General features: G+C 62.1%; 19 protein-coding genes. 17 read left to right on the top strand and 2 right to left on the bottom strand.

Annotated features, from left to right (window positions below):
* The first annotated feature begins 6 nt into the window (after positions 1–6).
* From JBO08_RS27340 to JBO08_RS27315, 6 genes are all read left to right on the top strand, one after another.
* Positions 7–1,065 carry an HlyD family secretion protein gene (locus tag JBO08_RS27340; RefSeq protein WP_065872824.1) on the top strand — a complete coding sequence of 353 codons (1,059 nt, stop codon included), beginning with the start codon at positions 7–9 and terminating at the stop codon, positions 1,063–1,065.
* Positions 1,062–2,507, top strand: a complete 1,446-nt coding sequence (locus JBO08_RS27335; protein ID WP_220075280.1) for an efflux transporter outer membrane subunit — start codon at positions 1,062–1,064, stop codon at positions 2,505–2,507. The genes JBO08_RS27340 and JBO08_RS27335 overlap by 4 nt, the downstream gene beginning before the upstream one ends.
* Before the next feature lie 74 nt (positions 2,508–2,581).
* On the top strand, positions 2,582–3,091 hold the full coding sequence (locus JBO08_RS27330; RefSeq protein ID WP_065872822.1) for a sigma-70 family RNA polymerase sigma factor: 510 nt from the start codon (positions 2,582–2,584) through the stop codon (positions 3,089–3,091).
* Entirely contained in the window at positions 3,088–4,038 is a 951-nt protein-coding gene (locus JBO08_RS27325) for a FecR domain-containing protein (RefSeq protein WP_065872821.1), read from the top strand. The genes JBO08_RS27330 and JBO08_RS27325 overlap by 4 nt, the downstream gene beginning before the upstream one ends.
* A gap of 92 nt (positions 4,039–4,130) precedes the next feature.
* Positions 4,131–6,584: a TonB-dependent siderophore receptor gene (locus JBO08_RS27320; RefSeq protein ID WP_065889319.1), complete on the top strand. Its 2,454-nt coding sequence runs from the start codon at positions 4,131–4,133 to the stop codon at positions 6,582–6,584.
* Between the two features lie 98 nt (positions 6,585–6,682).
* The gene (locus tag JBO08_RS27315) at positions 6,683–7,252 is read left to right on the top strand and encodes a hypothetical protein (protein WP_065872819.1); all 570 of its coding nucleotides are present in this window, start codon (positions 6,683–6,685) and stop codon (positions 7,250–7,252) included.
* Between the two features lie 11 nt (positions 7,253–7,263).
* On the opposite strand, the gene JBO08_RS27310 is transcribed toward JBO08_RS27315, so the two are convergent.
* Both JBO08_RS27310 and JBO08_RS27305 read right to left on the bottom strand, forming a co-directional pair.
* Positions 7,264–7,968, bottom strand: a complete 705-nt coding sequence (locus tag JBO08_RS27310; RefSeq protein ID WP_220075279.1) for a DUF3142 domain-containing protein — start codon at positions 7,966–7,968, stop codon at positions 7,264–7,266.
* Positions 7,965–10,133, bottom strand: coding sequence for an outer membrane assembly lipoprotein YfiO (locus JBO08_RS27305; protein WP_220075278.1), 2,169 nt, complete (start codon positions 10,131–10,133; stop codon positions 7,965–7,967). Before JBO08_RS27305 ends, JBO08_RS27310 begins: the two co-directional genes overlap by 4 nt.
* A 174-nt stretch (positions 10,134–10,307) precedes the next feature.
* On the opposite strand from JBO08_RS27305, the gene JBO08_RS27300 reads away from it, so the two are divergent.
* The 11 genes from JBO08_RS27300 to pgaB all read left to right on the top strand — a co-directional run bounded on the left by JBO08_RS27300 (position 10,308) and on the right by pgaB (position 24,672).
* On the top strand, positions 10,308–11,912 hold the full coding sequence (locus JBO08_RS27300) for a glycosyltransferase family 39 protein (RefSeq protein ID WP_065879694.1): 1,605 nt from the start codon (positions 10,308–10,310) through the stop codon (positions 11,910–11,912).
* Positions 11,913–11,945: 33 nt separating this feature from the next.
* A complete protein-coding gene (locus JBO08_RS27295) occupies positions 11,946–12,203 on the top strand; it encodes a DUF2789 domain-containing protein (RefSeq protein ID WP_065879695.1) in 258 nt (85 codons plus the stop codon).
* Positions 12,204–12,501: 298 nt separating this feature from the next.
* Entirely contained in the window at positions 12,502–12,912 is a 411-nt protein-coding gene (locus tag JBO08_RS27290) for a MarR family winged helix-turn-helix transcriptional regulator (protein ID WP_065872815.1), read from the top strand.
* Positions 12,909–14,987 carry an FUSC family protein gene (locus JBO08_RS27285; RefSeq protein WP_065889327.1) on the top strand — a complete coding sequence of 693 codons (2,079 nt, stop codon included), beginning with the start codon at positions 12,909–12,911 and terminating at the stop codon, positions 14,985–14,987. Before JBO08_RS27290 ends, JBO08_RS27285 begins: the two co-directional genes overlap by 4 nt.
* Entirely contained in the window at positions 14,984–15,193 is a 210-nt protein-coding gene (locus JBO08_RS27280) for a DUF1656 domain-containing protein (protein ID WP_012721577.1), read from the top strand. The genes JBO08_RS27285 and JBO08_RS27280 overlap by 4 nt, the downstream gene beginning before the upstream one ends.
* Positions 15,190–16,080 carry an efflux RND transporter periplasmic adaptor subunit gene (locus tag JBO08_RS27275; RefSeq protein ID WP_049710689.1) on the top strand — a complete coding sequence of 297 codons (891 nt, stop codon included), beginning with the start codon at positions 15,190–15,192 and terminating at the stop codon, positions 16,078–16,080. The genes JBO08_RS27280 and JBO08_RS27275 overlap by 4 nt, the downstream gene beginning before the upstream one ends.
* Entirely contained in the window at positions 16,077–17,519 is a 1,443-nt protein-coding gene (locus JBO08_RS27270; protein WP_220075277.1) for an efflux transporter outer membrane subunit, read from the top strand. The genes JBO08_RS27275 and JBO08_RS27270 overlap by 4 nt, the downstream gene beginning before the upstream one ends.
* Before the next feature lie 81 nt (positions 17,520–17,600).
* Positions 17,601–18,233 (top strand): NADH:ubiquinone oxidoreductase subunit N, encoded by a 633-nt coding sequence (locus tag JBO08_RS27265; RefSeq protein ID WP_065872812.1) that lies wholly within the window; start codon positions 17,601–17,603, stop codon positions 18,231–18,233.
* Positions 18,234–18,380: 147 nt separating this feature from the next.
* Complete coding sequence (locus JBO08_RS27260) at positions 18,381–19,877, top strand: YdgA family protein (protein ID WP_065872811.1); 1,497 nt, start codon at positions 18,381–18,383, stop codon at positions 19,875–19,877.
* 298 nt (positions 19,878–20,175) lie between these two features.
* On the top strand, positions 20,176–22,656 hold the full coding sequence (gene pgaA, locus JBO08_RS27255) for a poly-beta-1,6 N-acetyl-D-glucosamine export porin PgaA (protein WP_220075276.1): 2,481 nt from the start codon (positions 20,176–20,178) through the stop codon (positions 22,654–22,656).
* Positions 22,657–22,668: 12 nt separating this feature from the next.
* Positions 22,669–24,672 (top strand): poly-beta-1,6-N-acetyl-D-glucosamine N-deacetylase PgaB, encoded by a 2,004-nt coding sequence (gene pgaB / locus JBO08_RS27250; protein WP_065872809.1) that lies wholly within the window; start codon positions 22,669–22,671, stop codon positions 24,670–24,672.

Genomic DNA, 24,672 nt, shown 5'->3' with positions numbered 1-24,672 from the left:
CTGCTCATGAAACGCAAAGACAAAATTGCCGTCTCCGTTATCGCCGTATTTGCTGTCGGCGTTCTGGTGTACCTGGCCGCGCCGGGCCTGCTCGGCAGCAAGCGCCAGACCACCAACGACGCCTTCGTCGCCGCTGATTTCACCTTGGTGGCACCGCGCGTGGCGGGCTTTATCAAGGAGGTGCTGGTGGAAGACAACCAGCGCGTCAAGGCCGGGCAACTGCTGGCGCTGATCGACGACCGCGATTTCCGCGCCGCCGCCCAGGCGGCTGACGCCGACACGCTCGTCGCCCAAGCCCAACTGAAAAACGCCACCGCCACCCTCGAACGCCAAAGCTCAGTCATCGCCCAGGCCCAGGCCACTGTCGCGGCGGATCGCGCCGAAGTGGCCTTCGCCGAACACGAGTTGAACCGCTACAACCACCTCGCCGGTGTGGGCGCCGGCACCGTACAGAACGCCCAGCAGGCCAAGACCCGCATCGACCAGGCCACCGCGCGCCTGGCCAGTGCTACGGCGGTGCTGGCGGCTGAACGCAAGCAAGTGGAAATCCTCACGGCCCAGCGCGATGCCGCGGAAGGTGGGCTCAAACGCGCCCAGGCCGCGCTGGAATTGGCCAGTTACCAACTGTCGTACACGCGCATCGTCGCGCCAGTGGATGGCATGGTCGGCGAGCGTGCGGTGCGGGTCGGGGCCTATGTGACGCCGGGCAGCAAGATCCTCGCGGTCGTGCCGCTGGAACAGGCCTACGTGGTGGCCAATTTCCAGGAAACCCAGCTTTCCCATATGCACGCCGGCCAAGCCGTGCAGGTGCGCGTCGACAGCCTCGACGGTGAACTGCTCAACGGGCATCTGGAAAGCCTGGCGCCTGCGACTGGGGTGACGTTCGCTTCGGTCAAACCCGACAACGCCACTGGCAACTTCACCAAGGTGGTGCAGCGGATTCCCGTGAAGATCGTCCTCGAACCGGGTCAGGCGCTGACCGAGCGCCTGCGGGTCGGCATGTCGGTGGAAGCCAGCGTCGACACTCAGCCGGTCGCGCAGCAGCGTGAGGTGGCCCAGCAATGAAACAAATTGCCTGGCTCACGTTGAGCATCATCAGCCTGAGTGCCTGCACCGTCGGCCCGGACTTTCAGAAACCCCAGAGCCCGCAAGTGGCGCAATGGAGCGAACCCCAGGGCCGCAAGGCGGCCAGCCGCGCCGTCAGCGACCCGCTGCAGGAACGCTGGTGGGATGTGTTCCACGACGAGCAACTCTCGGCCCTCACGCGTCGCGCGCTCACCGATAACCTCGACTTGAAACTGGCCAGCAGCCGCCTGCAACAAAGCCGCGCCGTACGCCAAGTGACCACTGCCGAGCGCTATCCCAACGTCAATGCCACCGGTGACTACCAACGCCAACGCAACAGTGGCAAAGGCCTGAGCGACCCGTCCGGCAACAACGGCCGTTCGGCCTTCAATCAATGGGACATGGGCTTCTCCGCCTCCTGGGAGCTGGATTTCTGGGGCCGCGTCAAACGTGAAACCGAAGCCGCCGACGCCACCCTGCAAGTGGCTGAAAACGACCGTCGCGCTGTGCTGCTGTCAGTGTTGGCCGAGACCGCCCAGGACTACATCCAACTGCGCGGCGTACAGAACACCCGCGCCGTCACTGAGCAAAACCTCGACGTCGCCCGCCACAGCCTCAAGCTTTCGCAGTTGCGCTTGGCTGACGGCGTGGCGACAGATTTGGATGTGGCCGAAGCCGCTGCCCAAGTCGCCGCCATCGAAGCGCGCCTGCCAGATTTGCAACAGCGTCAGGACCAACTGATCAACGCCCTCAGCCTGCTGATGGGCGAGCCGCCGCAAGCCTTGCACGCGCAGTTGTCCAAGGACGCCGCCGTGCCGCAAACCCAGCACCAGGTTGCAATTGGCTTGCCGTCGGAGTTGGCCGAGCGTCGCCCGGATATCCGCCAGGCCGAGGCCCGGCTGCACGCTGCCACCGCGAGCATCGGCGTAGCCAAGGGCGATTTTTACCCGCGCATCACCTTGTCCGGCAGCCTCGGTTCCCAGGCCATGCAACTCTCGGATTTCGGTTCCTGGGGCTCACGCGCGTTTGCCTTCGGCCCGCAGTTCAGCCTGCCGCTGTTCAATGGCGGGCGTTTGCAAGGCATGCTGAACCTGCGCGAAGCCCAGCAACAGGAAGCGGCGCTTGCCTACCAGCAAACCGTACTGCGCGCCTGGCATGAGATCGACGACCAGCTGACCCGCTACAACGCCAGCCAACTGCGGCGCGACAGCCTCGCTGAAGCCGTGCGCCAGAACCAGATCGCCCTGACCACCGCGCAGCATCAGTACGTTGAAGGGGTGGTGGATTTCGTCAACGTGCTGACCGTGCAAAGCGCGCTGCTGGCCACGCAAGAGCAGTGGGTGGAAAGCTCCACCGGTGTGTCCCTGGCGATGGTTGGCCTGTACAAAGCCTTGGGTGGCGGCTGGGAATCGGTGTACCCGCTGCAAGCCGCTGGGCGCTGAGTTACAAAGAGTTTTTGTCAGTCGCGAAATAAGGTGTAATGATAATTGCTCTCAATAGTGTATCTGAGCTTTTCATGGACACCGCGACTGACGGCCAGCAACAGCTTCATCTTTTGTACCGCGATCATCACGGCTGGCTCCAAGGCTGGCTGCGCAAGCGCCTGGGCGATCGCGAACACGCCGCCGATATCGCGCAAGACACCTTCCTGCGCCTGCTGGTGTCGGGACGCTTCCCCGGCGATAAGGAAAGCCGCAGCTACCTGGCGCAGATCGCACGCAACCTGGTGATCGACCAATGGCGGCGCCTGCGCATTGAGCGCGCCTATTTGGAAAGCATCGCGCACTTGCCCGAGCCGGAGTCGCCGTCCCTGGAAACCCGCGCGCTGATCCTCGAAACCCTGATGCGGATCGACGCCATGCTCGACCGCATGCCTGACAACGTGCGCCGCGCATTCCTGCTGTCGCAGTTCGAAGGCTTGAGCTATGCACAGATCGCCGAGCGTTTGGGCGTCACCGTCAGCTCGGTGCAGAAATACATGACCCGTGCGATTGTGGCTTGCTACCAAGTAGCTTACGAAGAATGAAACATGACGCGCCTATTGCCCAGGCCATTGTCGAGCAAGCCAGCGAGTGGCTGATGCTGCAATGGGGCGGCGACCTGCAAGGCGAACAACGCCAGGCCTTTGCCCGCTGGCAGGCCGCCGACCCGGAACACCGGCGTGCCTGGCAGCGTTTGCAGCACTTGCAACACACCCTTGGGACCGTACCCGCCGACAGCGCCCGCGCAGTGTTGCGCGACACACCGGACACCCAGCGCCGCGCGGCGCTAAAGCTGCTGGGCGTGTTGTTGATGGCCGGCGGCAGTGGTTACTTGGTGCAACGCAGCGAACCCTGGCAAGCCGCGTTCGCCGAATATCGCACCCACACCGGTGAGATTCGTCACGTCACCCTGAGCGATGGCACGCGCCTGGACCTCAACAGCGACAGTGCGGTGGACCTGCGTTTCAGCAGCACTGAGCGGCGTATCCGCCTGATCCGGGGTGAGATCTTGCTGACCAGCGGGCACGACCCGGTTCGACCTTTAATCGTCGAAACCCCAGCGGGTGATGTGCAGGCGCTGGGCACGCGCTTTGCCGTGCGCGAGCTGCCCGACGGCAGCCGTGTCGACCTGTTCGAAGGTCGCGTGCGCGTCACCCCGTTGCATGGCGCAGCCGTGCAGATGAATGCGGGCGACAGCCTATGGTTCAACCAGCGCCAAAGCTCGGCGCTGGCGGCGGTGAGCGCCAATGCCAGCAGTTGGACCGAACACCGCCTGATCGCCGAGCGCCAACCGCTGGGTGAGTTTGTCGCGCAACTGAGCCGTTATCGTCCGGGGTTATTACGGTGTGATCAGGCGGTGGCGGGCTTGTTGCTCACCGGCGTGTTTCCGCTGAACGATACCGACGCCATTCTCGCCGCGTTGGAGCGTTCGTTGCCGGTACAGGTGCAGGCGGTCACGCGCTATTGGGTGACGATCAAGGCGCGGGTCTGAACATTTTTTCAGGCGTGCTTGTCGGTTTTTGCGTCCCGCTCGGGATACCTCTTGAAAGCCAATCAAGAAGCGTTCTCACGGGGAGTCCTGCAATGCCGCACCACCCAATCCAACCCTTGGCCCGCGCCCTGCGCCGTGGCTTGTTTGTCAGCCTGTTGGCGACGGTGCCGATGGTACCGACTTTCGCTCATGCCGAAGAAAGCGCCGAGACGCTGCGCAGCTACAACATTCCGGCTGGCAGCCTCGACCAGGCGCTGAATCGCTTTGCCAGTGCCTCAGGCATCTTGCTGTCGGTGGACGCCACGCTCACCGAAGGCAAGCGCAGTGCCGGTTTGCAGGGGCGCTTCGGGGTCGGGTCCGGCCTGGAACGGCTGCTGGCGGGCAGCGGTTTGTTGGCGGTGCAATCCCAGGGTGGTTGGTCGTTGCAGGCGATTCCCAATGGCGGGCCTTTGCAGCTTGGCGCCACCCAGATCAGCGGCCAGCAAGCGCAGGAAAGTGCCTGGGGCCCGGTGGACGGCATCGTGGCAACGCGCAGTGCGTCCGGCAGCAAGACGGACTCATCGCTGGTGGAAATCCCCCAAACGATCAACGTGATCACCGCCGCCGAAATCAAGGCGCGTGGGGCCCAGAGCGTCACCCAGGCGTTGCTCTACACCCCTGGCATGAGCGCTGGCGGCTTCGCCGACCGGGTCAAGTTGTTCGATGAGCCGACTTCCCGGGGCTTCTCGCCCACGCCGCTTTACCTCGATGGTTTGCACCTGCCCTACGGCGGCGGCAGTACCGGGGGCGCGTTGCAGATCGAGCCGTATTCCCTGGAACGCATCGAAGTGCTCAAGGGCCCGGCCTCGGTGCTTTATGGGCAGAACCAGCCCGGCGGCATCGTCAATATGGTCAGCAAGCGACCCAGCGCAACCCCGATACACCAAGTGGTACTGGAAGCCGGCACCTACGAGCATAAAAGCGCGGCCATCGACCTGAGCGGCCCGCTGGATGAGCAGGGGCAATTTCTGTATCGCCTCACCGGCCTGGCCAACGATGGGCAGGACGAAGTCAATTACGTCGAAAACAAACGCCAGTTCATCGCGCCCAGCCTCACCTGGCGGCCCAACGATGACACCAACGTGACGCTGTTCGCGCAGTACCAGAAAGACAAAGGCGTGCCCGAAGCCCAAGGCTTGCCGGCGTCCGGCACCTTGTGGGACAACCCCAACGGCAAGATCAAGCGCGACCTGTTCATAGGCGAACCGGGCGTCAACCAGTACAACCGCGAGCAATACGTGCTGGGCTACGAGGTTTCCCACCGCCTCAACGACACCTGGACCCTCAAGCAGAACGCACGCTACGCCGAGGTCGACGACCGCTACACCGCACCGTTGCACGGCTACCGTTTTGTCGCCAACCCGGTCACCGGCGTGCAGGACCAACGCTACCTGCAACGCTTCGGTGTGGACTGGGCGCAGAACAACAAAGTGTTTGGCGTGGACAGCATCGCCCAGGCCGAATTCGACACGGGTGCGTTCTCCCACACCATGATCTTCGGCCTGGATTACTACCATTCCAACTCGCAGTTCCATGGTTTGTACGATCGCAACCCGCCGATCATCGACCTGTTCAAGCCGGTCTATGGCCAGCGCTTGAACTTTGGCCAGCCGTATCGCTGGGACCGCACCATCACTCAGACCGGCCTCTACGTGCAGGACCAGATCAAGTGGGACAAATGGGCGTTGGTCCTCGGCGGTCGCTACGACTGGGCCAACGTGGTCAATAAAGAACCCCTGACCGATACCCGCTTCGCCAGCAAAGACCAGGCGTTCACTGGGCGTGCGGGACTGGTGTACCTGTTCGATAACGGCCTGGCACCCTTCGTCAGTTATACGGAATCCTTCCTGCCGTTGGCGGGCACCGATGCGAACCAAAAGCCGTTCGAGCCGTCCACCGGCAACCAATACGAAGTCGGCGTGAAGTACCAGCCGCCCGGCCAGAAGAGTTTCGTGCAGGTTTCGGTCTACCAACTGGACCAGGAAAATGTGCTCACCACCAATCCCGTGGACACCACCTTCAGCACCCAAAGCGGCGCCATGCGTTCACGCGGAGTGGAGCTGGAAGCCAAGGCTGCGCTTAGCGACGCTTGGGACATCGTCGCATCGGCGTCGCGCAACGACATCAAATACACCAAGGACAACGACGGCCGCCAAGGCCGCCACCCTGCCGGCATCTCGCCGCTCACCGCATCGATGTGGGTCAATTACACCGTGCTCGGCGACACTCCACTGGCCGGCCTCGGCGCAGGCCTGGGCGTACGCTACGCGCGCCAAAGCCTGGGCGACTACTACGAAGGCGCCTTCAACGTGCCGTCCTACAGCGTCTACGACGCCAGCCTGAGCTACGACCTGAGCCGTTCGCCGCTCAAGCTCAAAGGCGTGAAACTGGCGATGAACGTGCAGAACCTCACTAACAAAACCTACGTGTCGCAGTGCACCAGTAATCTGGATTGCTACTACGGGGAAGGGCGCACGGTGGTGTCGAGCCTGACCTACGACTGGTAGGTAATCGGTTGTAGGAGGCCTCCTGATTGAGTGGGGTGTGAACTTTGAACGTCTCGCGAGCGTTAGCTTCGGCTGGCAACCCTCGCGAGATACTGCCCATGTCCATCGCCGAAAATCCCTATGCCACACCGCGCTCCAGCCTGAGCTGGATGCCGGTTCGTGAACCGATGTTTCTGGTCGTGGCCCCGCGCAAATTCCTCGTCATGATGCTGCTGACGCTGGGCGGCTACTTCGTCTACTGGCTCTACCGACAATGGACGTTTTATCAGCGGGCCACGGGCAAGAGGCTATGGCCCTGGGTTCGGGTGCTATTTCCGGCGTGCTATTTCTGTTCGCTGATCCTCAGCGTGATGCGTGAACTGGAGCAGGGCGAGTCCGCCTACCACTGGTGGCCACGTTGCCTGGCGGTGGCGATTTTTGTGTGCGGGTGTTTGCCCTTCACGGTGTTGTGGCTGCTTTCACCGTTCGCCGCACTCGCTGTAGCTGCCTGCATCGCAATGTTGCAGGTCGCGCTGGCGTTGCAGTTGCAAGATGCGATTAATCATTTGGAGCATGACCCCGACGGGGCGAGAAACACGCATCTCACGAGCGCCAATTGGGTTGCAATAGTGGTTGGGCTGCTGGGATGGGGGTGGGTTGTGACAGGCGTGGTGTGGGGCGCCGGTTGAGGGGGAGTGTTTCAAGGGTTCTGCAAAAATACCACATACCCCCGAAACCACTCACTCCGCTGCAAATACCCAGGTTCCTCCCACGTCCCGCCTTGAATCAGCCCGATCTTGAACGGCAACCCCAGCCTATTCATTCGTGGCAGGTACGCCGCGTAATCCGGAATGCTGTGCCGCCCTTGATAGGTCTGCACTACCACTTCATCCACCACGCCTTTGAGCTGCGCAATGGCGGCCGGGTCGGCGTTGCTGCTCCAATCCATCAGGCCAGTGATGCTCAAGCGCAGGTCGGCCGGCAGGCGTTGGCGCAGGTCGCGCAGGAAGTCGGCGTATTCGTGCAGGTATTGGGTGCGGGCGTCGAAGTCGATCTGGATCCCGACGGCCGGGTTGCCCGCTTCACGCCAGCGTTGCACCTGGCCGAGCAGTTGACGGTAGACCTGTTCTGGCCAGCGCAGGGTGTGGGCGCGGTAGACGATCCAGATTTCACCCTGAGTGATGCGCGGCACGCTGATGCCCTGCGCGATCATCTGCACGCCGCGCCCTGGCGCGCGGCGGGTGGCGTTGATCTGGCCCTGAAGGATGTACAGGGTTTTGGCCTGCTTGAGCACCGGTTGTGGGGTGACGCCGCTCCACAGCCAAAAGGCGTCATAGTTGCGGGCGTCGACGGCGCCGAAGGCCGGGCTTGCCAGTAACAGCAAGCCTAGCCACAGGTGTTTCACCAGTAGTACTGCAGCGACTTGCCCCACTGGGTGTCGGCAAAGCTGCTTTTCAACTGGCGGAACCAGGCTTTGCGCACGGCGGGCTCAACGTCTTGCCCGCCGCAGCTGTTGTAGCCGGACGGCCCATAGCAGTTGATGGCGCGGAACAGCGCGTAGGCCCTGTCATTCTTCGGCGCCTTGGTATTGCCGATCACCTGTTTGTAGCCGTCCAGGCGCGAGAAGGTTTCGCCCTTGAAGTCCGATGCGGTGCTGCCCAGGCTGCCGGCGGCGCGCGCCTGCTCCAATGGCATGCCGTCCAGGCCGTTACGCAGGATGAATTCACCCAGGCAGTTCAGGCCCTGTGGATTCTTCGCGTCATTTTGCAGGACGGCGGCGGTTTGCGTGATGGCTGGGCAGGCGTAGCCGGATTCGGCTTTATCGCCATTCCACTGGAACAGCTTCAAGGTCTGGCTGGCGCTGTAGACGTAGCCCAAGCTGGTACCCAGCTTATCTTCAGGGGCAGCGACCGGCAGTTGCTTGAGGTCCTCGGCGAATGTCGCGTACTGGCCGCGCAGCAGGTCTTTGTAGAGCAGCACGAATTGCGCGGTCTGGCGTTCCAGCGGGTCGCTGGCCTGGGCGATCTGCTGGCGCAGCAGCTCAGGGCCTGCAACGTTGCGCAGCAGAATGTAGCGCACCTGCTTGGCGCTGATCGGCGAATCGGCGGCGAACACTTTGGCCAACTGGCCGCTGCGCTCGTAGTTCATCGCCAACGCCAGCTCAAGCTGGTCGCGTTGCAGCGGCATTTTCGCCAGGGGCAGCAGTTGCAGCCATAGTGCTTCGGCGCCTTTCCAGTCTTGCTTGGCTTCCAGGGCCAGTGCGCGCAGGGTCTGTTGGCTGAAGGCGAAGTAGTTCAGGCTCGACGGCACGCTCTGGGGCAACTGCTTCAAGGCGGCGTCCGGTTGATGCTCGATGTACAACGCACACACCGCCAGCAAGTAGTCGTACAGCTCCGGCGCGCTGGCGAATGCGGCTTTTTGCTTCTCCAAGTCGGCGCGGGACAGGGCAGGCTGGTTGCCACCGCGCATCACCATCAGGTCGCTGACAAGCTGGATCATCGGCGTGGTGACGGTCTCGCTATTAACCATCAACAGCTTGAGGTCGGCTTCCTCCACCAGTTCGTCCACCGACACATTGCGCTGCGTATCAGTCGCCTGAGTCATCGCCCAGGCGTAGGCCTCGGCGAGCTTGGTGTTGTCACCCGCCAGCCAATACACGCGGCGCAACAGGCCACGGGCGGAGGCCACGTAATCGCCCTGTGGATAAGTTTTCAGGTAGGTGAGGAATCCTTCTTCGGCATCGCTCAGGGCGGACTTATCCACATGCTCAAGACGCGGCATGCCGTATTCGTCGAAGGCTTCAGCCTGGGCCTGGTTCAAAGAAGTGCGCGCCGTCATGTACAGCGCGGTTTCCTGCAGCCAAGGCACATTGCTACTGCTGGCAGCGGCAAAACCGCGTTCGGCGTCACTGAAACGACCGCTGTAGAAGTCGGCGGCGGCCTGCAGGTAAGTGCGAAACAGCTGGCCGTCGGCGGACTGGATCTGCTGGGCGTCCGCCACTTGGCCGTCCCAGGAGCAGGCGGTCAGCAACTGCAAACGCGCCTTCACCAGCACCTCGCGCTCGGCCGCCGGCATGTCAGCCTTGATCACCTGGCTGATAAATGCGGTGGCGCTGTCATCGTCGTTGCTGCGGCAGCGGCTGCCCTCGCCATTGAGGAACGCTTCACCGGCGGTTTTGTACTCGTCGCGCTTGATGCCCAGAGCTTGGAGCAGCGTGTCGAGTTCGGCGGTGCGCGAGTCGTCCGGCTTGTTGTCGGGTTCTTCGTTTGTGCTGCGCATAGGCGCCAGTCGATAGACCGGGAAGGGCACCGGGCCAAAGCCCTGGGCCAGGTCGTCTTCGCTCAAGGCATTGGGCGCCAGGAGCGCAGCCTTTTTGTCCGCCAGCAGCAGGCGCAGGTTGACGCGGCTGTCGTTGCCCGGGTTGAGGAAGGGTTGGTTGCTGCACGCGTCGAGACTGTCACGCGAGACCCGCCAATCGGGGTAGCACGAGTCGTCGGAGCTGGCCTGGGCCTGTTGGGTCATACCCGCGAGCAGTGCCAGTGCCAGGGGTGACAGAAAACCGATGCGCATGACGTGTCCTTGATCCTGAGTCCTTGGAGGAGGGCAATAATAGCGTGTTCCTACGGTCGCTTCGGAGAAGCCCTGCACAAATTGCCGATTTATCGGGTTATAGAAGCGAATCAGGGGCTTTTGTCCTAGAGTGGCGGTGTTTGCACTCAGGCAATCAAGGGCAGGGGAATCGAGGTGCGTCGGTCTGTGGTAGAGCAAAACGAAAAGGTCGGGACGTTACCCGCACTCAACCGCCTCTCTTGGGAAGGTGCCGGTTGGATCAGCCGACTCTGGTGGGTGCCGATTCTGGCGCTGGCCATGGCCCTGCGTTTTTACAACCTGACGGCGGCGGCGATCTGGGGCGACGAAGGCTCCAGCCTGTTGCTCAGCGAATACGCCGTGGCCGACCTGTGGTTCCACGCGGCGCATGATGTGCACCCGCCGCTGTATTTTTTTCTGCTGCGCGGCTGGATTGAGCTGTTCGGCGACAGCATCTGGTCGATTCGCAGCATGAGCGCCGTCCCCGGTGTGGTCGCCGTGGGCCTGGGCGTCTGGCTGACGCAGCAATTGTCCAGCCGTCGTGCGGCGGTGCTGGCGGGCATTTTGCTGGCGCTATTACCTACGGCGGTGCGCTACAGCCAGGAAGTGCGCATGTACTCGCTACTGGGCGTGTGGTTGCTGGGCGCCACGCTGGCGCTGGTGTATTGGGTGCGTCAACCCGAGCGCACGCGTTATCTGGCGGCCTATGTCGTGTTGATGAGTGCTGGTTTCTACACCCATTACTTCACGGCGCTGTGTGTGCTGGTGCATTGGGCCTATCTGGGTGTGCTTTGGGGTACGGCGCCGCGAGACCGGCGCCTGATCACCCGCCCGGCATGGTGGGCGGCTAACGCCGCGATTGTGCTGTTGTATCTGCCTTGGCTGCCTAACCTGTTGGACCTGGTGCAACACGTCGAACAGCTCAAGGTGGGCGGCGACATAGGCTGGGAAGAACCGGTCAGCCTGTTCTCCCTGCCTTCGATGATCTGGCAGTTCGTGCTCCAGGATGAAGGCGTTGGCTTCTGGCCGCCGTTGTTCTGGCTGTTTCCGCTGCTGCTGGTGACTGTTGTTGTGATCACCGCTTGGCGAGATCGCGAACGCTGCCGACCGGCCAGCCTGCTGGCGCTGTTTTTCCTGTTGCCACTGCTGCTGGTCTACGGCGTGTCATTTGTTTCCCCGGTGTTTATCGAGCGCTACCTGACGGTATACGCCTTGGGCTTGCCGGTTCTTGTGGCGATGGCTATCGACCGCCTGCCGTCGCGGTTTTCACTGCTGGGGGTGGCGCTGTTTGTGCTGTTTGTCGGCGTCGAACTGGTGGGGTTGAAGAACAACTTTGCCGTGGATGAACACGACCAGTTCAACGTGCCGGTGGAGTTCGTCAACCGCAACTACCAGGAAGACGACCGCATCGTCCTCAGCGACATGATGTGGTACCTCAGCTACGTGTATTACGACCAGACCGACGCCCAATTGCAGCTCTACACCCCGCCCAAACCGGACGGCACGCCCACTCGGCCGAATGCGTATGGCTTCGGTACCTTGGTAGACCAGGACGGCGGGCGCATCTATCTCGACCGCCTGTCAGCACTGCCCGCCGAGACCCGGCGCGTGTGGCTGATCAGCAGCAACGAAGCGCCGGATGAATTCGCGCCGCTGCCCGTCGGCTGGCGCGAACTCAGTCGCCAGGATGGCGGCGGTGCCAGGGCGCGGTTGTTTGTGTTGTGCAACGTACCGTCGGCGCAACCCGAGGGCTGTCGCTAGACTGGGTTAATTCTTTTCTTTCAGGAGCCCGTCATGGAATCGCCCGTGCATAGTTTGCCGTCATTGTTCAAACAGCTGGGTCTGGAGAATGACCCGGTGAGTATTGAGCGGTTCGTGGCGGTTCATTCGCCGCTCAAACCGGAGTTGAAATTGGCGGATGCGTTCTTTTGGACGGACAGCCAAAGGGCGTTTTTGCGCGAGGAGATTCTGGAGGATGCGGATTGGGCGGTGGTGGTGGATGAGTTGAATCTGATGTTGCGGGGTGGACGAGGGGTTCAAGCCAGACAGTAAGCTTGAAGCCAGCCCGGTCTAAACGTGGGAGCTGGCTTGCCTGCGATAGCGGAGTGTCAGTCGACATCTACCTCGACTTGACCGCCGCCATCGCAGGCAAGCCAGCTCCCCCATGTGTTTTGCAGCGACTCAAATGACTCGCCCGCGCTCAAGCCCGCTTTCTCCATCCCCAGCCCCCACCACCCATCCGCTAAATTGTTTCAAAACTTGACGATGGTGGCTTCATCTACCATATTGATAGTTAGCAAACTAACTGTATGCGAACTATCCAGTGCCTCAATCTCTCGAACAACTCCAGATGAACCTGAGCAGCAGCATGGTGGTGGGCGCCCGTCACTGGCGCAAAATCTGCCAGACCACGCTGGTGAGCTACGGCATCTCCGAAGCCTGCGCCGTGCCGCTCTTGATGATCGGCCGCTTGGGCGATGGCGTGCACCAGGTCAAAGTGGCCCAGGCCTCGGGCATGGAAAGCCCGTCGCTGGTGCGCCTGCTCGACCGGCTGTGCACAGACGGCTATGTGTGCCGCACAGAAGACGTCCACGACCGTCGCGCCAAGTCCTTGAGCCTCACCGAGCGCGGCCGTGAGCTGGTGCAAGCGGTGGAGGCGCAATTGGTGCGGCTGCGTAAGGACGTACTGGCGGATATCGCCCCCAACGATCTGGAAGCCGCGCTGCGGGTATTGCGCGCCTTCGAGGCGGCGACGCTTTGAACGGATTTTTTACCGGTTTCCCGCCCGCCCGTGACTGGTTCTATGGGGTGCGTACCTTCGCGGCGTCGATGATCGCGTTATACATCGCCATGCTTATGCAGATGCCGCGTCCGTATTGGGCGATGGCCACGGTGTATATCGTCTCCAGCCCGTTTGTCGGCCCTACCAGTTCCAAGGCGTTGTACCGCGCCATCGGCACCTTCATGGGCGCGGCGGCGGCGGTGATTTTCGTGCCGATGTTCGTGCAGTCGCCTTATATGTTGGTGGTGGTGATTGCCTTGTGGACGGGCACGTTGCTGTTTCTGTCCATGCACCTGCGCACCGCCAACAACTACGCCTTGATGCTGGCCGGCTACACCTTGCCGCTGATCGCCTTGCCGGTGGTGGATAACCCCCTGGCTGTGTGGGATGTGGCCGAAGCGCGTACCGAAGAAATCTTCCTCGGCATCGTCGTCGCGGCGGTAGTGGGCGCGATGTTCTGGCCGCGCCGTCTCATGCCGGTGTTCGATGGCTCGGTGACCAAGTGGTTTGCCGACGCCCAGGTTTATAGCCAGCGCTTTCTGGCCCGCAATGTTGAGCCTGAAGAAATCAGCACGCTGCGCGGCGGCATGGTCGCCACCTTCAACACCCTCGAACTGATGATCGGCCAGTTGCCCCACGAAGGCGCAAGGCCACAGACGGTGCGTAATACCAAAGAGCTGCGCGGGCGCATGATTCACCTGCTGCCAGTGGTGGATGCACTCGACGATGCGCTGTATGCCATCGAGCATCGCGCGCCGGAGTTCCTGGATAAAATCACGCCATTGCTGGAAGCGACCCGCCAATGGCTGGAAAACACCCAGGACAGCGCGCCGATGGACAGCTGGCGCGCCCTGCGTGACCAGGTCGACGCCCTGCAACCCCACGGCGAAGCGCTGGACGACCGCCACACGCTGCTGTTCTCCAACGCCCTTTACCGTTTGGGCGAATGGATCGACCTGTGGCAAGACTGCCGTAGCCTGCAAGCCGCTATCCAATGTGAAAGCCAGGACAGTTGGCGCGCCGTCTACCGCCACTGGCGCCTGGGACGCCTCACGCCCTTCCTCGACCGTGGCCTGATGTTCTACTCGGCGTTCTCCACCGTCAGCGCGATCATCGTTGCTTCGGTGCTGTGGATTTTGCTGGGTTGGACCGACGGCGGCAGCGCAGTGATCCTGGCTGCTGTCGCCTGCAGCTTCTTTGCAACGATGGATGACCCCGCACCGCAGATCTACCGGTTCTTTTTCTGGACCGCCATGTCGGTGTTGTTCGCCAGCCTCTATCTGTTTTTGGTGCTGCCCAACCTGCATGACTTCCCGATGCTGGTGCTGGCGTTTGCCGTGCCGTTTATCTGCATCGGCACGCTCACCGTGCAGCCGCGATTTTACCTGGGCATGCTGCTGACGCTGGTGAATACCTCGTCGTTTATCAGCATCCAGGGCGCCTATGACGCGGACTTCCTCAACTTCGCCAACGTCAACCTGGCTGGGCCGGTGGGCTTGCTGTTTGCCTTCGTGTGGACACTGATTGCACGGCCGTTCGGTGCTGAACTGGCGGCCAAGCGCCTGACGCGTTTCAGTTGGCGCGACATCGTCACGCTCACCGAGCCCGCGACCCTGGCCGAGCACCGGCACATGGCCGTGCAAATGCTCGACCGCCTGATGCAACACCTGCCGCGCCTGGCCCTGATCAACCAGGACACCGGCACCGCCTTGCGCGATTTGCGCGTGGCGCTGAACCTGCTCGACCTGCTGGCTTACTCACCGCGCATCCTCGGTGTGCCACGGGTGCTGCTCAATCAGGTGGTGGAAGGCGTGGGCGCTTACTTCAAGGCGTGCCTCAAGGCCGGTGAACGCTTGCCGGCGCCCAGCGGTCTGCTGATGACGCTGGACCGCACGCGTCGCGCCCTCAACGGCCAGGGTTTGCAAGACGAAGATGACACCCGCCTGCATCTGCTGCACGCGCTGGCTGGTTTGCGCCTGTCACTGCTGCCGGGCGTGGAATTCATTGGCGGCGCCGAGGTGCAAGCGCCGCTACCCGATGGAGCGCCTTTATGATCGGTGATCTGGATATCAGCGGGGTGTTCCTGCCCACGTTGCTGGTGCTGATGGGCATTACTTATGTGTTGTTTCTGGTGGTGCACGGGTTGTTGACCCGCGTCCACTTCTATCGCCTGGTCTGGCACCGGGCATTGTTCAACGTGGGACTCTACGCGCTGTTGCTGGGCGCGGTGGACTCACTCAGTCGATACCTGATGACATGAAAAAACCTTTTTTGACCATCGGCCGTGTCGTCCTGACGCTGTTGATCGTGACGTTTGCGGTCGTCGTTGTGTGGCGCATGGTCATGTACTACATGTTTGCCCCCTGGACCCGTGACGGCCACATCCGTGCCGACATTGTGCAGATCGCCCCGGACGTGTCCGGGCTGATCCAGCGCGTCGACGTGCGCGATAACCAGTTGGTAACCAAGGGCCAGGTGCTGTTCGCCGTCGATCAGGACCGTTTTAAGCTGGCCCTGCGCCAAGCCCAGGCCGCCGTGGCCGACCGCCAGGAAACCTTGGCCCAGGCCCAGCGCGAGTACAAGCGTAACCGTGGCCTCGGCAACCTGGTGCCCAGCGAGCAACTGGAAGAAAGCCAATCGCGCGTGGCCCGGGCCCAGTCTGCCCTGGCTGAAGCCCAGGTGACGGTGGACTCTGCCCAGCTCAACCTCGACCGCTCGGTGATCCGCAGCCCCGTGGACGGTTATGTCAACGACCGTGCGCCGCGTACCCAGGAGTTCGTCACCGCTGGGCGCCCGGTGCTGTCGGTGGTGGACAGCAATTCCTTCCATATCGATGGCTATTTCGAAGAAACCAAGCTCGACGGCATCCACGTCGGCATGAGCGTGGATATCCGCGTGATTGGCGACAACGCTCGTCTGCGTGGCCATGTGCAAAGCATCGTCGCCGGTATCGAAGACCGCGACCGTAGCAGCGGCTCCAACCTGTTGCCCAACGTCAACCCGGCGTTCAGTTGGGTGCGCCTGGCCCAGCGGATCCCGGTGCGCATTGCGTTTGACGATGTGCCAGCGGACTTCCGCATGATCGCCGGGCGTACGGCGACTGTCTCGATCATCGGCGATAAGGTTAAAGACGGAGACAAACCATGAAGCAGCTGTTGGCGACCGCCGCGCTGGGTTTGCTGCTGTCGGCCTGCCAAGTGGTGGGCCCGGATTACACACTGCCGGATAAAGCCGCCGTCAACCGTGGCGATCTGCAAGGGCAAATTGTTGGGGAGGGTAACAACGTGGTGTCGGCGCCGGTGCCGGCCGACTGGTGGAAACTGTACAAAGACCCGCGCCTGGATGAGCTGGTGCGCCAAGCGATGGCGTCGAACACCGACTTGCGCGTGGCGGCTGCGAACTTGCAGCGTGCGCGCTTTCAGACCCAGCAAGCGGAGTCCGCAGGCGGCTGGAGCTTCGGCGCGAAGGCTGAAGCCCAGCGTCTGCAAGAGTCTGGCGAAGCGTTTTTACTGACGGAAAAAGTCCCGGTGGGCAATATTGGCAGCGTGGGTATCACCACGTCCTACCAGTTCGATCTGTTCGGTACGCTACAACGCGGCATCGAAAGCGCCCAGGCCAGTGCCGACGCGGCCCAGGCGGCTGCTGATATTGCGCGCATCACCCTGGTAGCCGATGTCGTGCGCTCCTATACCCAGGTCTGTGCCGCGAACGAAGAGCTGGCAATTGCCAATGAGTCCCTCGACCTGCAGGCCCAGAGCACTAAGCTCACCCAGCGTCTGCGTGACGCCGGGCGTGGCGATGAAACCCAGGTGACGCGCTCGCAAACCCAATACAAATCCTTGCGCGCCGACATGCCGCGCTACCAAGCATTGCGCCAGGCCGGGCTGTTCCGCCTGTCGATGCTGTTGGCCAAGCCGGTGGACCAACTGCCGGCGGGCACTGGCACCTGCGCCGAGCTGCCGCACATCGCCCAACTGCTGCCGGTGGGCGATGGCGCGGCGTTGCTCAAGCGCCGTCCCGATGTGCGTCAGGCCGAACGTCAACTGGCCGCCGCCACCGCGAGAATCGGCGTGGCGACTGGCGCGCTTTACCCGGATATCAGCATTGGCGCCACCGTGGGCACCGTTGGCCTGCTCGAAAACCTTGGCCAGCCTGCGACCAACCGTTGGGGCTTTGGCCCAATGATCAGTTGGACAGTGCCGACCAACGGCGCCCGCGCGCGCGTTCACGAAGCCGAAGCCGCCACCCAGGGCGCTCTGGCGCACTTTGACGGCGTGGTGCTCAATGCCATCCGCGAAACCCAGACCGGCCTGGCGCAGTACACTGCGCAACTGCAACGCCGCGATGCATTGGCCGAAGCCGGCGAATCGGCCAAGGAAGCAGCAGGGCAGACCCACCGCTTCTTCCAGGCCGGCCGCGCGTCGTTCCTGGCCGACCTGCAAGCCACCCGCACCTACACCGATGTGCGTGCGCAACTGGCGGCGGCCAACACCCAGGTTGCCATGAGCCAGATCGATCTGTTCCTGGCCCTGGGCGGCGGTTGGGAAAGCGGACGAACGCACGCGTCACAACCCGGCAAACCCTGAGCGAATAGCTATGCTTTGACAGGCGGACCGCCGTGACGATCCGCTTGTCACTGCTCGCGTTTGCTCATGGGGATTCCAATAATGAAAAACCCTTATGCTCCCGCTTTCTGGTGCGTGTGTTTCGCACTGGTGTTGTTATCGGCGACCTATTTCTACGGCGTGATGCTCGCCCATCAGCTCGACAAGGCGATGGTGTTTCTCGACAGTGCCTGCCTGGTGATCGGCACCCTGTCCATCGGCGTCGTGGCGTGGGCCTCTTACCAGAATCAACGGGTGAAGAAAAAACTCCTCGAACAAGGCAAGACCCGCGTGGCGATCTGGGACACCAAGGTCGCCCTGCGCCGGGTCGAGACCGTGTTCGACCGCTATTTCTGGGGCAGCTATTGGCAGCCGGGGCGGACCTTCCAGGAAGTCATGGGTGACCTCACCGGCACGCCCCTGGAGAAAAGCCTCGAAGTCCTGAAAAAACAGTGCGTGGCACTTGATCAGCAGGTCGCTGACGGTAGGCACTGGCTGAGCAACGCGCGGGAACTGTCCGACGTCGCCACGCAAATGGCCCGCGAGCGCTACCAGCTGGACTTCTGCGACCCCAAGTCGGACACCCCCGGCAATGCGGTCATACACCGCGAGTTTGAGGTGCTGGTGTACACCTGGACGGCACGCCTGAAGAGTTTCGACCACCAGTTGGATGAAATAGAACTGGAGTATTCGTGAACTAGTGCTGAACTGATCCCTCTGAAAGGCTGGGCCGTTTGTGGCCGCCAGTGCTAATCTTCCCCCGTTTTCGGCGGGCTTGAGCCAATCCCCTTCGGGGTTCAAGGAAGACAGCCCACTTCTCACAGGATTTGATCAGGTCACTTCATGAATAAGCCAGCCGTTGTTCTTTTGGGTTTCGTTGTCGCCGTTGGCGTCGTCAGTGCAGGCGGTGCCTGGTACACCGGTAAGCAGCTGGAGCCCGTGCTGCAAACGGCGGTGCAGGACGCCAACAAGGAACTGCAACGTTCCATGGCCGGCGTCGACGGCACTGTTGCCCTGGAGCTGGTGTCCTTGGACCGTGGCCTGTTCAGCAGCACCGCGCACTATCGCCTCAAGGGCCAGGGCTCGTTCTTCGGCGAGCAGAACCCGAACCCCGAGCTGCTGATTGTCGACCATATCGAACACGGCCCGCTGCCGTTCTCGCGCCTGGTATCGCTGAAATGGCTGCCGGTCATGGCGACCAGTCACTACGCGCTGGAAAAGAACGCCACCACTGAGAAATGGTTCGCCGCCGCCAAAGACGTGTCACCGCTCAAAGGCGTGGCCAATATCGGCTACAGCCGTTCGGTGAGCGGTAATCTGGAACTGCTGCCGCTGGAGTTCAAGGACGAGACGGCTTCGGTGAATTTCTCTGGCCTCAACCTGGATTTCGACAGCACCGCCGAGGGCAAGAAGGTCAAGGTCGACGGCTACATGAACAGCCTCAAACTGGCTGTGGTCGATGCCAATGGCGCACCCTTCGACGCTGAATTCGCCGGCCTGACCGTGGCCAGCAACCTGGAGAAATCCACCTTCGGCTTCTACACCGGGCAGAACACGATAGAGCTGACCGACACCAAGCTCACCTTCGGCCCACAGAAAGCCGTGATGACCCTCAAGGGCTTCGAGCAGAAAGACACCAGCGAAGTCAAAGACAACAACATGTCTGGCCGCGTCGACTACAAGATCGACGAGATCGGCTATCAGGGCAAACCCGTGGGCTCTGCCGCCATGGCCCTGAGCGTGAAGAACATCGATGTGCCCTCTGGCCTGCTGCTGACCAAGCTGTATCAGGACAAGATGCAGCCGGTGCAAGCTGCTGCCGCCGCCGGCCAACCGGTGCCGGAGCTGCAACTGACTGAAGCCGAGCAGGCCCTGGCTGAAGCCAACGTCGGCCAGTTGCTGGCCGCCAAGCCACACGTGGCGCTGGAAAACCTGTCGCTGAAAACCACCCACGGTGAAAGCAAGTTCAACCTGGTGCTGGACCTGGCCAAGCCGACCTCCATGGAATTGCCGCCGGTTGAGTTGGGCAAGCAAATGGTCGCGCTGCTGGACGCCAACCTGACCCTGTCCAAGCCAATGATCGCCGACGTTGCCGCCCTGCAAGCGCAGGTTGGCGGTGTGACCGATCCTAAAGCCATCGAGCAGCAATCCCAGATGGCCAGCGAAATGGTCAGCGGCATGGCCGTTGGCACACAACTGGCGACCCTGGTGGGCAGCGACGTGGTTTCCAAGCTGCATTACGCTAACAATGAAGTGACCTTCAACGGCCAGAAAATGACGGTCGAGCAGTTCATTGGTTTCGTTATGTCAAAAGTCGGTGCGGTCGGCGGCGCACAGTAAAAACTGGGTCATCGCCCAGAAATAAATAATGGGGGAGTGGGGTTGCCCGCGATAAGGGTCAACGGTCGGCACTCGTGCTGATGGGTTACCCGTTATCGCAGGCAAGTCTGCTCCCCCATTCATTTTCAGATTCACAGGGCAATTCTGAACAATTGTTATGCATTGTCCTTTTTCGTACCTGCGTCGGGGATAGTTCATACAGGAAAGCTAGGTCGGGTCACGAGACGCCGACACCCTGATGCAAATCGCTCAGGACCACCCATCGTTACAGCTTTCCGTGTGTAAGGAAGCTCACGATATGCTGCGAAATCTCCCACTCAGTGCCTCAGGCCGGTTACGGCTGCTCATCGGGGTAACCTTGTGCAGCCAGTTGCTGATGCCCACCTTTGCCATGGCCGACCCGGCCTACGACGCCCTGATCATCCAGGCGCGCAACGGCAACTTCACACCCGCCCTGACTCAACTGCGCCAATTGCCTGCCGAGCGCCAGACGCCAGGCCAGATCAGCGACCACGTGGTGATCGCTGGCTGGGCCGGCCAGGATGCCGAAGTGCTGAAGGTGTACGAGGCACAGGGTCAGAATCGCAACTTGACCGCCCAGGCGCTGGCCACGGTTGCGCGAACCTATCGCAACCAGAAGCAGTGGGCGCAGGCCGAGGCGGTCTATCGCAAAGCGCTGTTGCGTGAACCGAACAATGTCGACCTGCAACTGGGCCTGGCCCTTACCCAGGCTGACGGCGGCAAAACCAGCGAAGCCGTGCAACGCACCCGCGCGCTGGTAGCCGCCAAGCCCGATGACCCCAACCGGCGCATGGCCCTGGGCTACGCGCTGACCCGCGCCGATTTGAACTACGACGCGCTGTTTGAATTCGACCAGGCCTTTATCCGCGCCGGCGACAAACCTGAAGTCGCCCGCGAATACATCGTCGCCCTGCAAAAGGCTCGCCTGCCGGAAGCCGCCTTGCGTCTGTCGGCCAAGCGCCCGGGCCTGATCGATGCAGTCACGCAGCGCCGCCTCGAGGGCGACCTGGCCGCCGAGCGCGTGCGTATGGCCGAGTTCGCCACGCGTACCGAGAAAGAACGCTTTGTGATCGCCGACCGCGCACTTGAGGCCTACGACAAACTGCTCGCGCGCTGGACCCCCGACGCCAGCGCCAAGGGCGACGTGGTGGTCTGGCGCATCGACCGCCTCGGCGCGCTCAAGGCGCGGGCGCGCACCGCTGAGGTGATTCGTGAGTACGAAACGCTCAAGGCCGAAGGTGTGCAACTGCCGACCTATGCCGTGCGCTGGGTCGCTGCCGCCTACCTCGACCAGCGCTTGCCGGAAAAGGCCGCACCGCTGTATCGCCAGGCGTTGACAGCTGCGGATGCCGACCCCGGTGATCACGTTAAAGACAGTTCTGCCTTGTTCTACGCCTTGTTGGAAAACGACCAGGTGGCAGAGGCACGCGTTGTTGCCGATAAATTGGCCAGCACCGAGAAACCTCGGGTTGAACTCAAGGGCCTGCCCATCGGCAACCCTAACGACGAGTGGATGGACGCCCAACAATTGGCCGCCCAAGCCGGTACCTATGGCGATGACCTGAACGCCAGCGAAGCAAACCTGGAGGCTTTGGGAAATAAAGCCCCAGGCAGCATCGGTGTGCGTTTGGCGCAGGCGGAGATGTACCGTGCCCGTGAGTGGCCAAGACGCGCTGAAGATTCACTCAAGGAAACTGAAAACCAGAGCCCGCGTGACATCGGCGTGGAAATGTCCCAAGGCTTCACGGCGCTGGACCTGCAGGAGTGGCGCCAACTCGACCTGCTCACCGACGACGTCGTCGCCCGTGCCCCGGAAAACCGCCAGGTACAGCGCCTCAATCGCCTGCGCAATGTGCACGACATGGCCGAAGTCCGCGTCGAGGCCTACACCGGTAAAAGCTACGGTGGCAGCAATAACGAGGAGGCCGGCGCGATAACGGGTAGCCGTGACTGGGGCATTGAAAGCGTGATCTACACGCCGCCCATCGACGAAGACTGGCGCCTGTTCGCCGGTGTGGGCTACGGCACCGCCGACTTTACCGAAGGTACCGGCCATCACCGTTGGCAGCGCGTGGGTGTGGAGCGGCGTACCCGTGACATGACCCTTGAAGCCGAGGTGTCCAACCACTCCTACGGCTTTGGCTCCAAACAAGGCGCGCGCGTATCGATTGCCCGCGACATCAACGACCACTGGCAATACGGCGGCAGCCTCGACTACCTCTCGGCGACCACTCCGTTGCGCGCCCTGAATACCGATGTCACGGCCAACGGCGGCAGCGGTTTTATCCGCTGGCGTGCCAACGAAAGCCGCGAGTGGAAACTGGCCGTGAGCCCGTCGCATTTCAGCGATGGCAACGACCGCATCGAAGCCTTGCTCACTGGCCGCGAGGGCATTTACAGCTCACCCAAGGTGCAAGTGGAGTTGGGCCTGGAAGTCAGTGCCAGCCGCAATAGCAAGGAAGACACGCTGTACTTCAACCCGAAGTCGGATTTCGGCGTGATGCCCACCGTCAACGTCAACCATGTGCTTTATCACCGCTACGAGACCCAGTGGAGTCAGCAGTTCCAGATCGGTGCGGGTACTTATCGCCAACAGGATTACTCCGCCGGCGGTGTCGGTTTGATCGGTTACGGCCAGCGTATTCGCTGGAACGACGTACTGGAAGCCGGCGCCAACCTGAGCCTGGTCAGCCGAACGTATGACGGCGATCGCGAACGCGATCTGCGCCTGCTCGTCGACCTCACTTACCGTTTCTAGAAGAGCCTGATCATGACCCTCCTCAGCCGTTGTTTGTTGGTCCTGGGCGTATTGCTGGCCAGCGCCTGCGCCCAGCAACCCGCGCCATTCACGCCACCCGCCGAGCGCCCGATACTGGCCAATGAAGCGCCGTGGCCGAAAAACCATTTCCTGGGCATCGCCTACCACGACGTCAATGATACCGACCCCGACCAGGCGGTGGTGGCGGTGCGCACCGAGCGTTTGATCGAGCAGTTGGCTTGGCTGCGGGAGAACGGCTACCAGGCGGTCAGCGTGGATCAGGTCCTTGCCGCTCGCCGGGGTGGGCCGCCACTGCCAACCAAAGCCGTGATGCTCAGTTTCGACGATGGCTATTCCAGCTTCTACACCCGCGTGATGCCGATTTTGCGTGCCTATAACTGGCCGGCATTGCTCGCGCCGGTAGGCAGCTGGATCGATACGCCGTTGAACCAGCCGGTGGACTTCGCCGGTACGCCACGGCCACGGGGCGACTTCCTGACCTGGCAGCAGATTCGGGAAGTGTCCCGCTCCGGCCTGGTGGAAATCGCTGCCCATACCGACGCCAATCACAAGGGCATCCTGGCCAACCCCCAGGGAAACCTGGAGCCGGCCGCCACGACGCGGCGCTTTGATCCGGCGACCAATCGCTATGAAACCGAAGCGCAGTTCCAGGCGCGGATGCGGGCTGACGTGGCCGCGATATCAGACAAGATTCGTGCAGTCACCGGCAAGGCGCCCCGGGTGTGGGTATGGCCGTATGGCGCAGCCGACGGCACCTCGCTCGCGGTCGTAGGTGAGCACGGTTATGAGATGGCGCTGACCCTGGACGACGGTCTCGACGACTCGAACAAGTTGATGAACAGCCCGCGCTTTCTGGTGGACTCCGATCCAGACGGCGAGCACTTTGCCAGCAGTATCGTCTCGGTGCAGGCCAAGGCCCCGCTGCGCGTCCTGCATGTGGACCTGGACCACGTCTACGACCCCGACCCTGTGCAACAGGCGCGCAACCTCGATGTGCTGGTACAGCGTGTGGTGGATATGGGCTCCGTGACCGTATTCCTGCAAGCCTACGCCGACCCCAAGGGTGACGGCCTGGTGCATTCGCTGTACTTCCCCAACCGCCACCTGCCGATGCGTGCCGATCTATTCAACCGTGTCGCCTGGCAGTTGCACACCCGTGCCCGCGCCAGCGTGTTTGCCTGGATGCCGGTACTGAGTTTCGCCCTCGACTCCAAATTGCCGCGCGTGACGCGTTGGGACCCGGAAACCGGCAAGGTGAGCATCGATCCGGATCAATACCAGCGCCTGTCACCGTTCGATCCGAAGGTGCGGCAGATGATCGGCGAGATCTACCAGGACCTGGCGAGCACCGGCAACAGTGCTGTCGACGGCGTGCTGTACCACGATGATGCGCTGCTCAGCGACTTTGAAGACGCCAGCCCCGCAGCGCTAAAGGTGTACGCCGCCAACGGCCTGCCAAACACCATCGCCGCCCTGCGCGCCGACCCGGCAGTGATGCAACGCTGGACCCGCTTCAAGAGCCGCTACCTGATCGACTTCACCAACGAATTGACCGCCAAGTTCCGCGCCATCCGTGGTCCGCAGGTGTTGACCGCGCGCAATATCTTCGCCGAGCCGATGCTCAACCCCGGCAGCGAAGCCTGGTTTGCGCAAAACCTCGATGATTTCCTCCAGACCTACGACTGGACGGCGCCTATGGCCATGCCGCTGATGGAAGGCCAGACCTTGAAGAACTCCAACGCCTGGTTGGAAAAACTGGTGGCCACGGTCAAGGCTCGCCCCGGTGCGCTCGACCGGACCGTATTCGAACTGCAAGCCAAAGACTGGCGCACCAAGGCCGCGCCGGATATCAGCGCCACGCAGTTGGCTGAATGGATGGGCGTACTCAAGCGCCAGGGTGTTACGAGTTTTGGTTATTACCCGGACAACTTCCTGGAAAACTCCCCGGACCTGAAGACTGTGCGTCCGGCCCTTTCCAACCAATGGAACCCTTGA

Origin of the sequence: Pseudomonas sp. LAP_36 (genome assembly GCF_019456785.1) — a bacterium.
GTDB lineage: Bacteria > Pseudomonadota > Gammaproteobacteria > Pseudomonadales > Pseudomonadaceae > Aquipseudomonas > Aquipseudomonas tritici.
The sequence above is the reverse complement of the archived record's forward strand: the minus strand, read 5'-3'. Positions and strand labels throughout refer to the sequence as shown.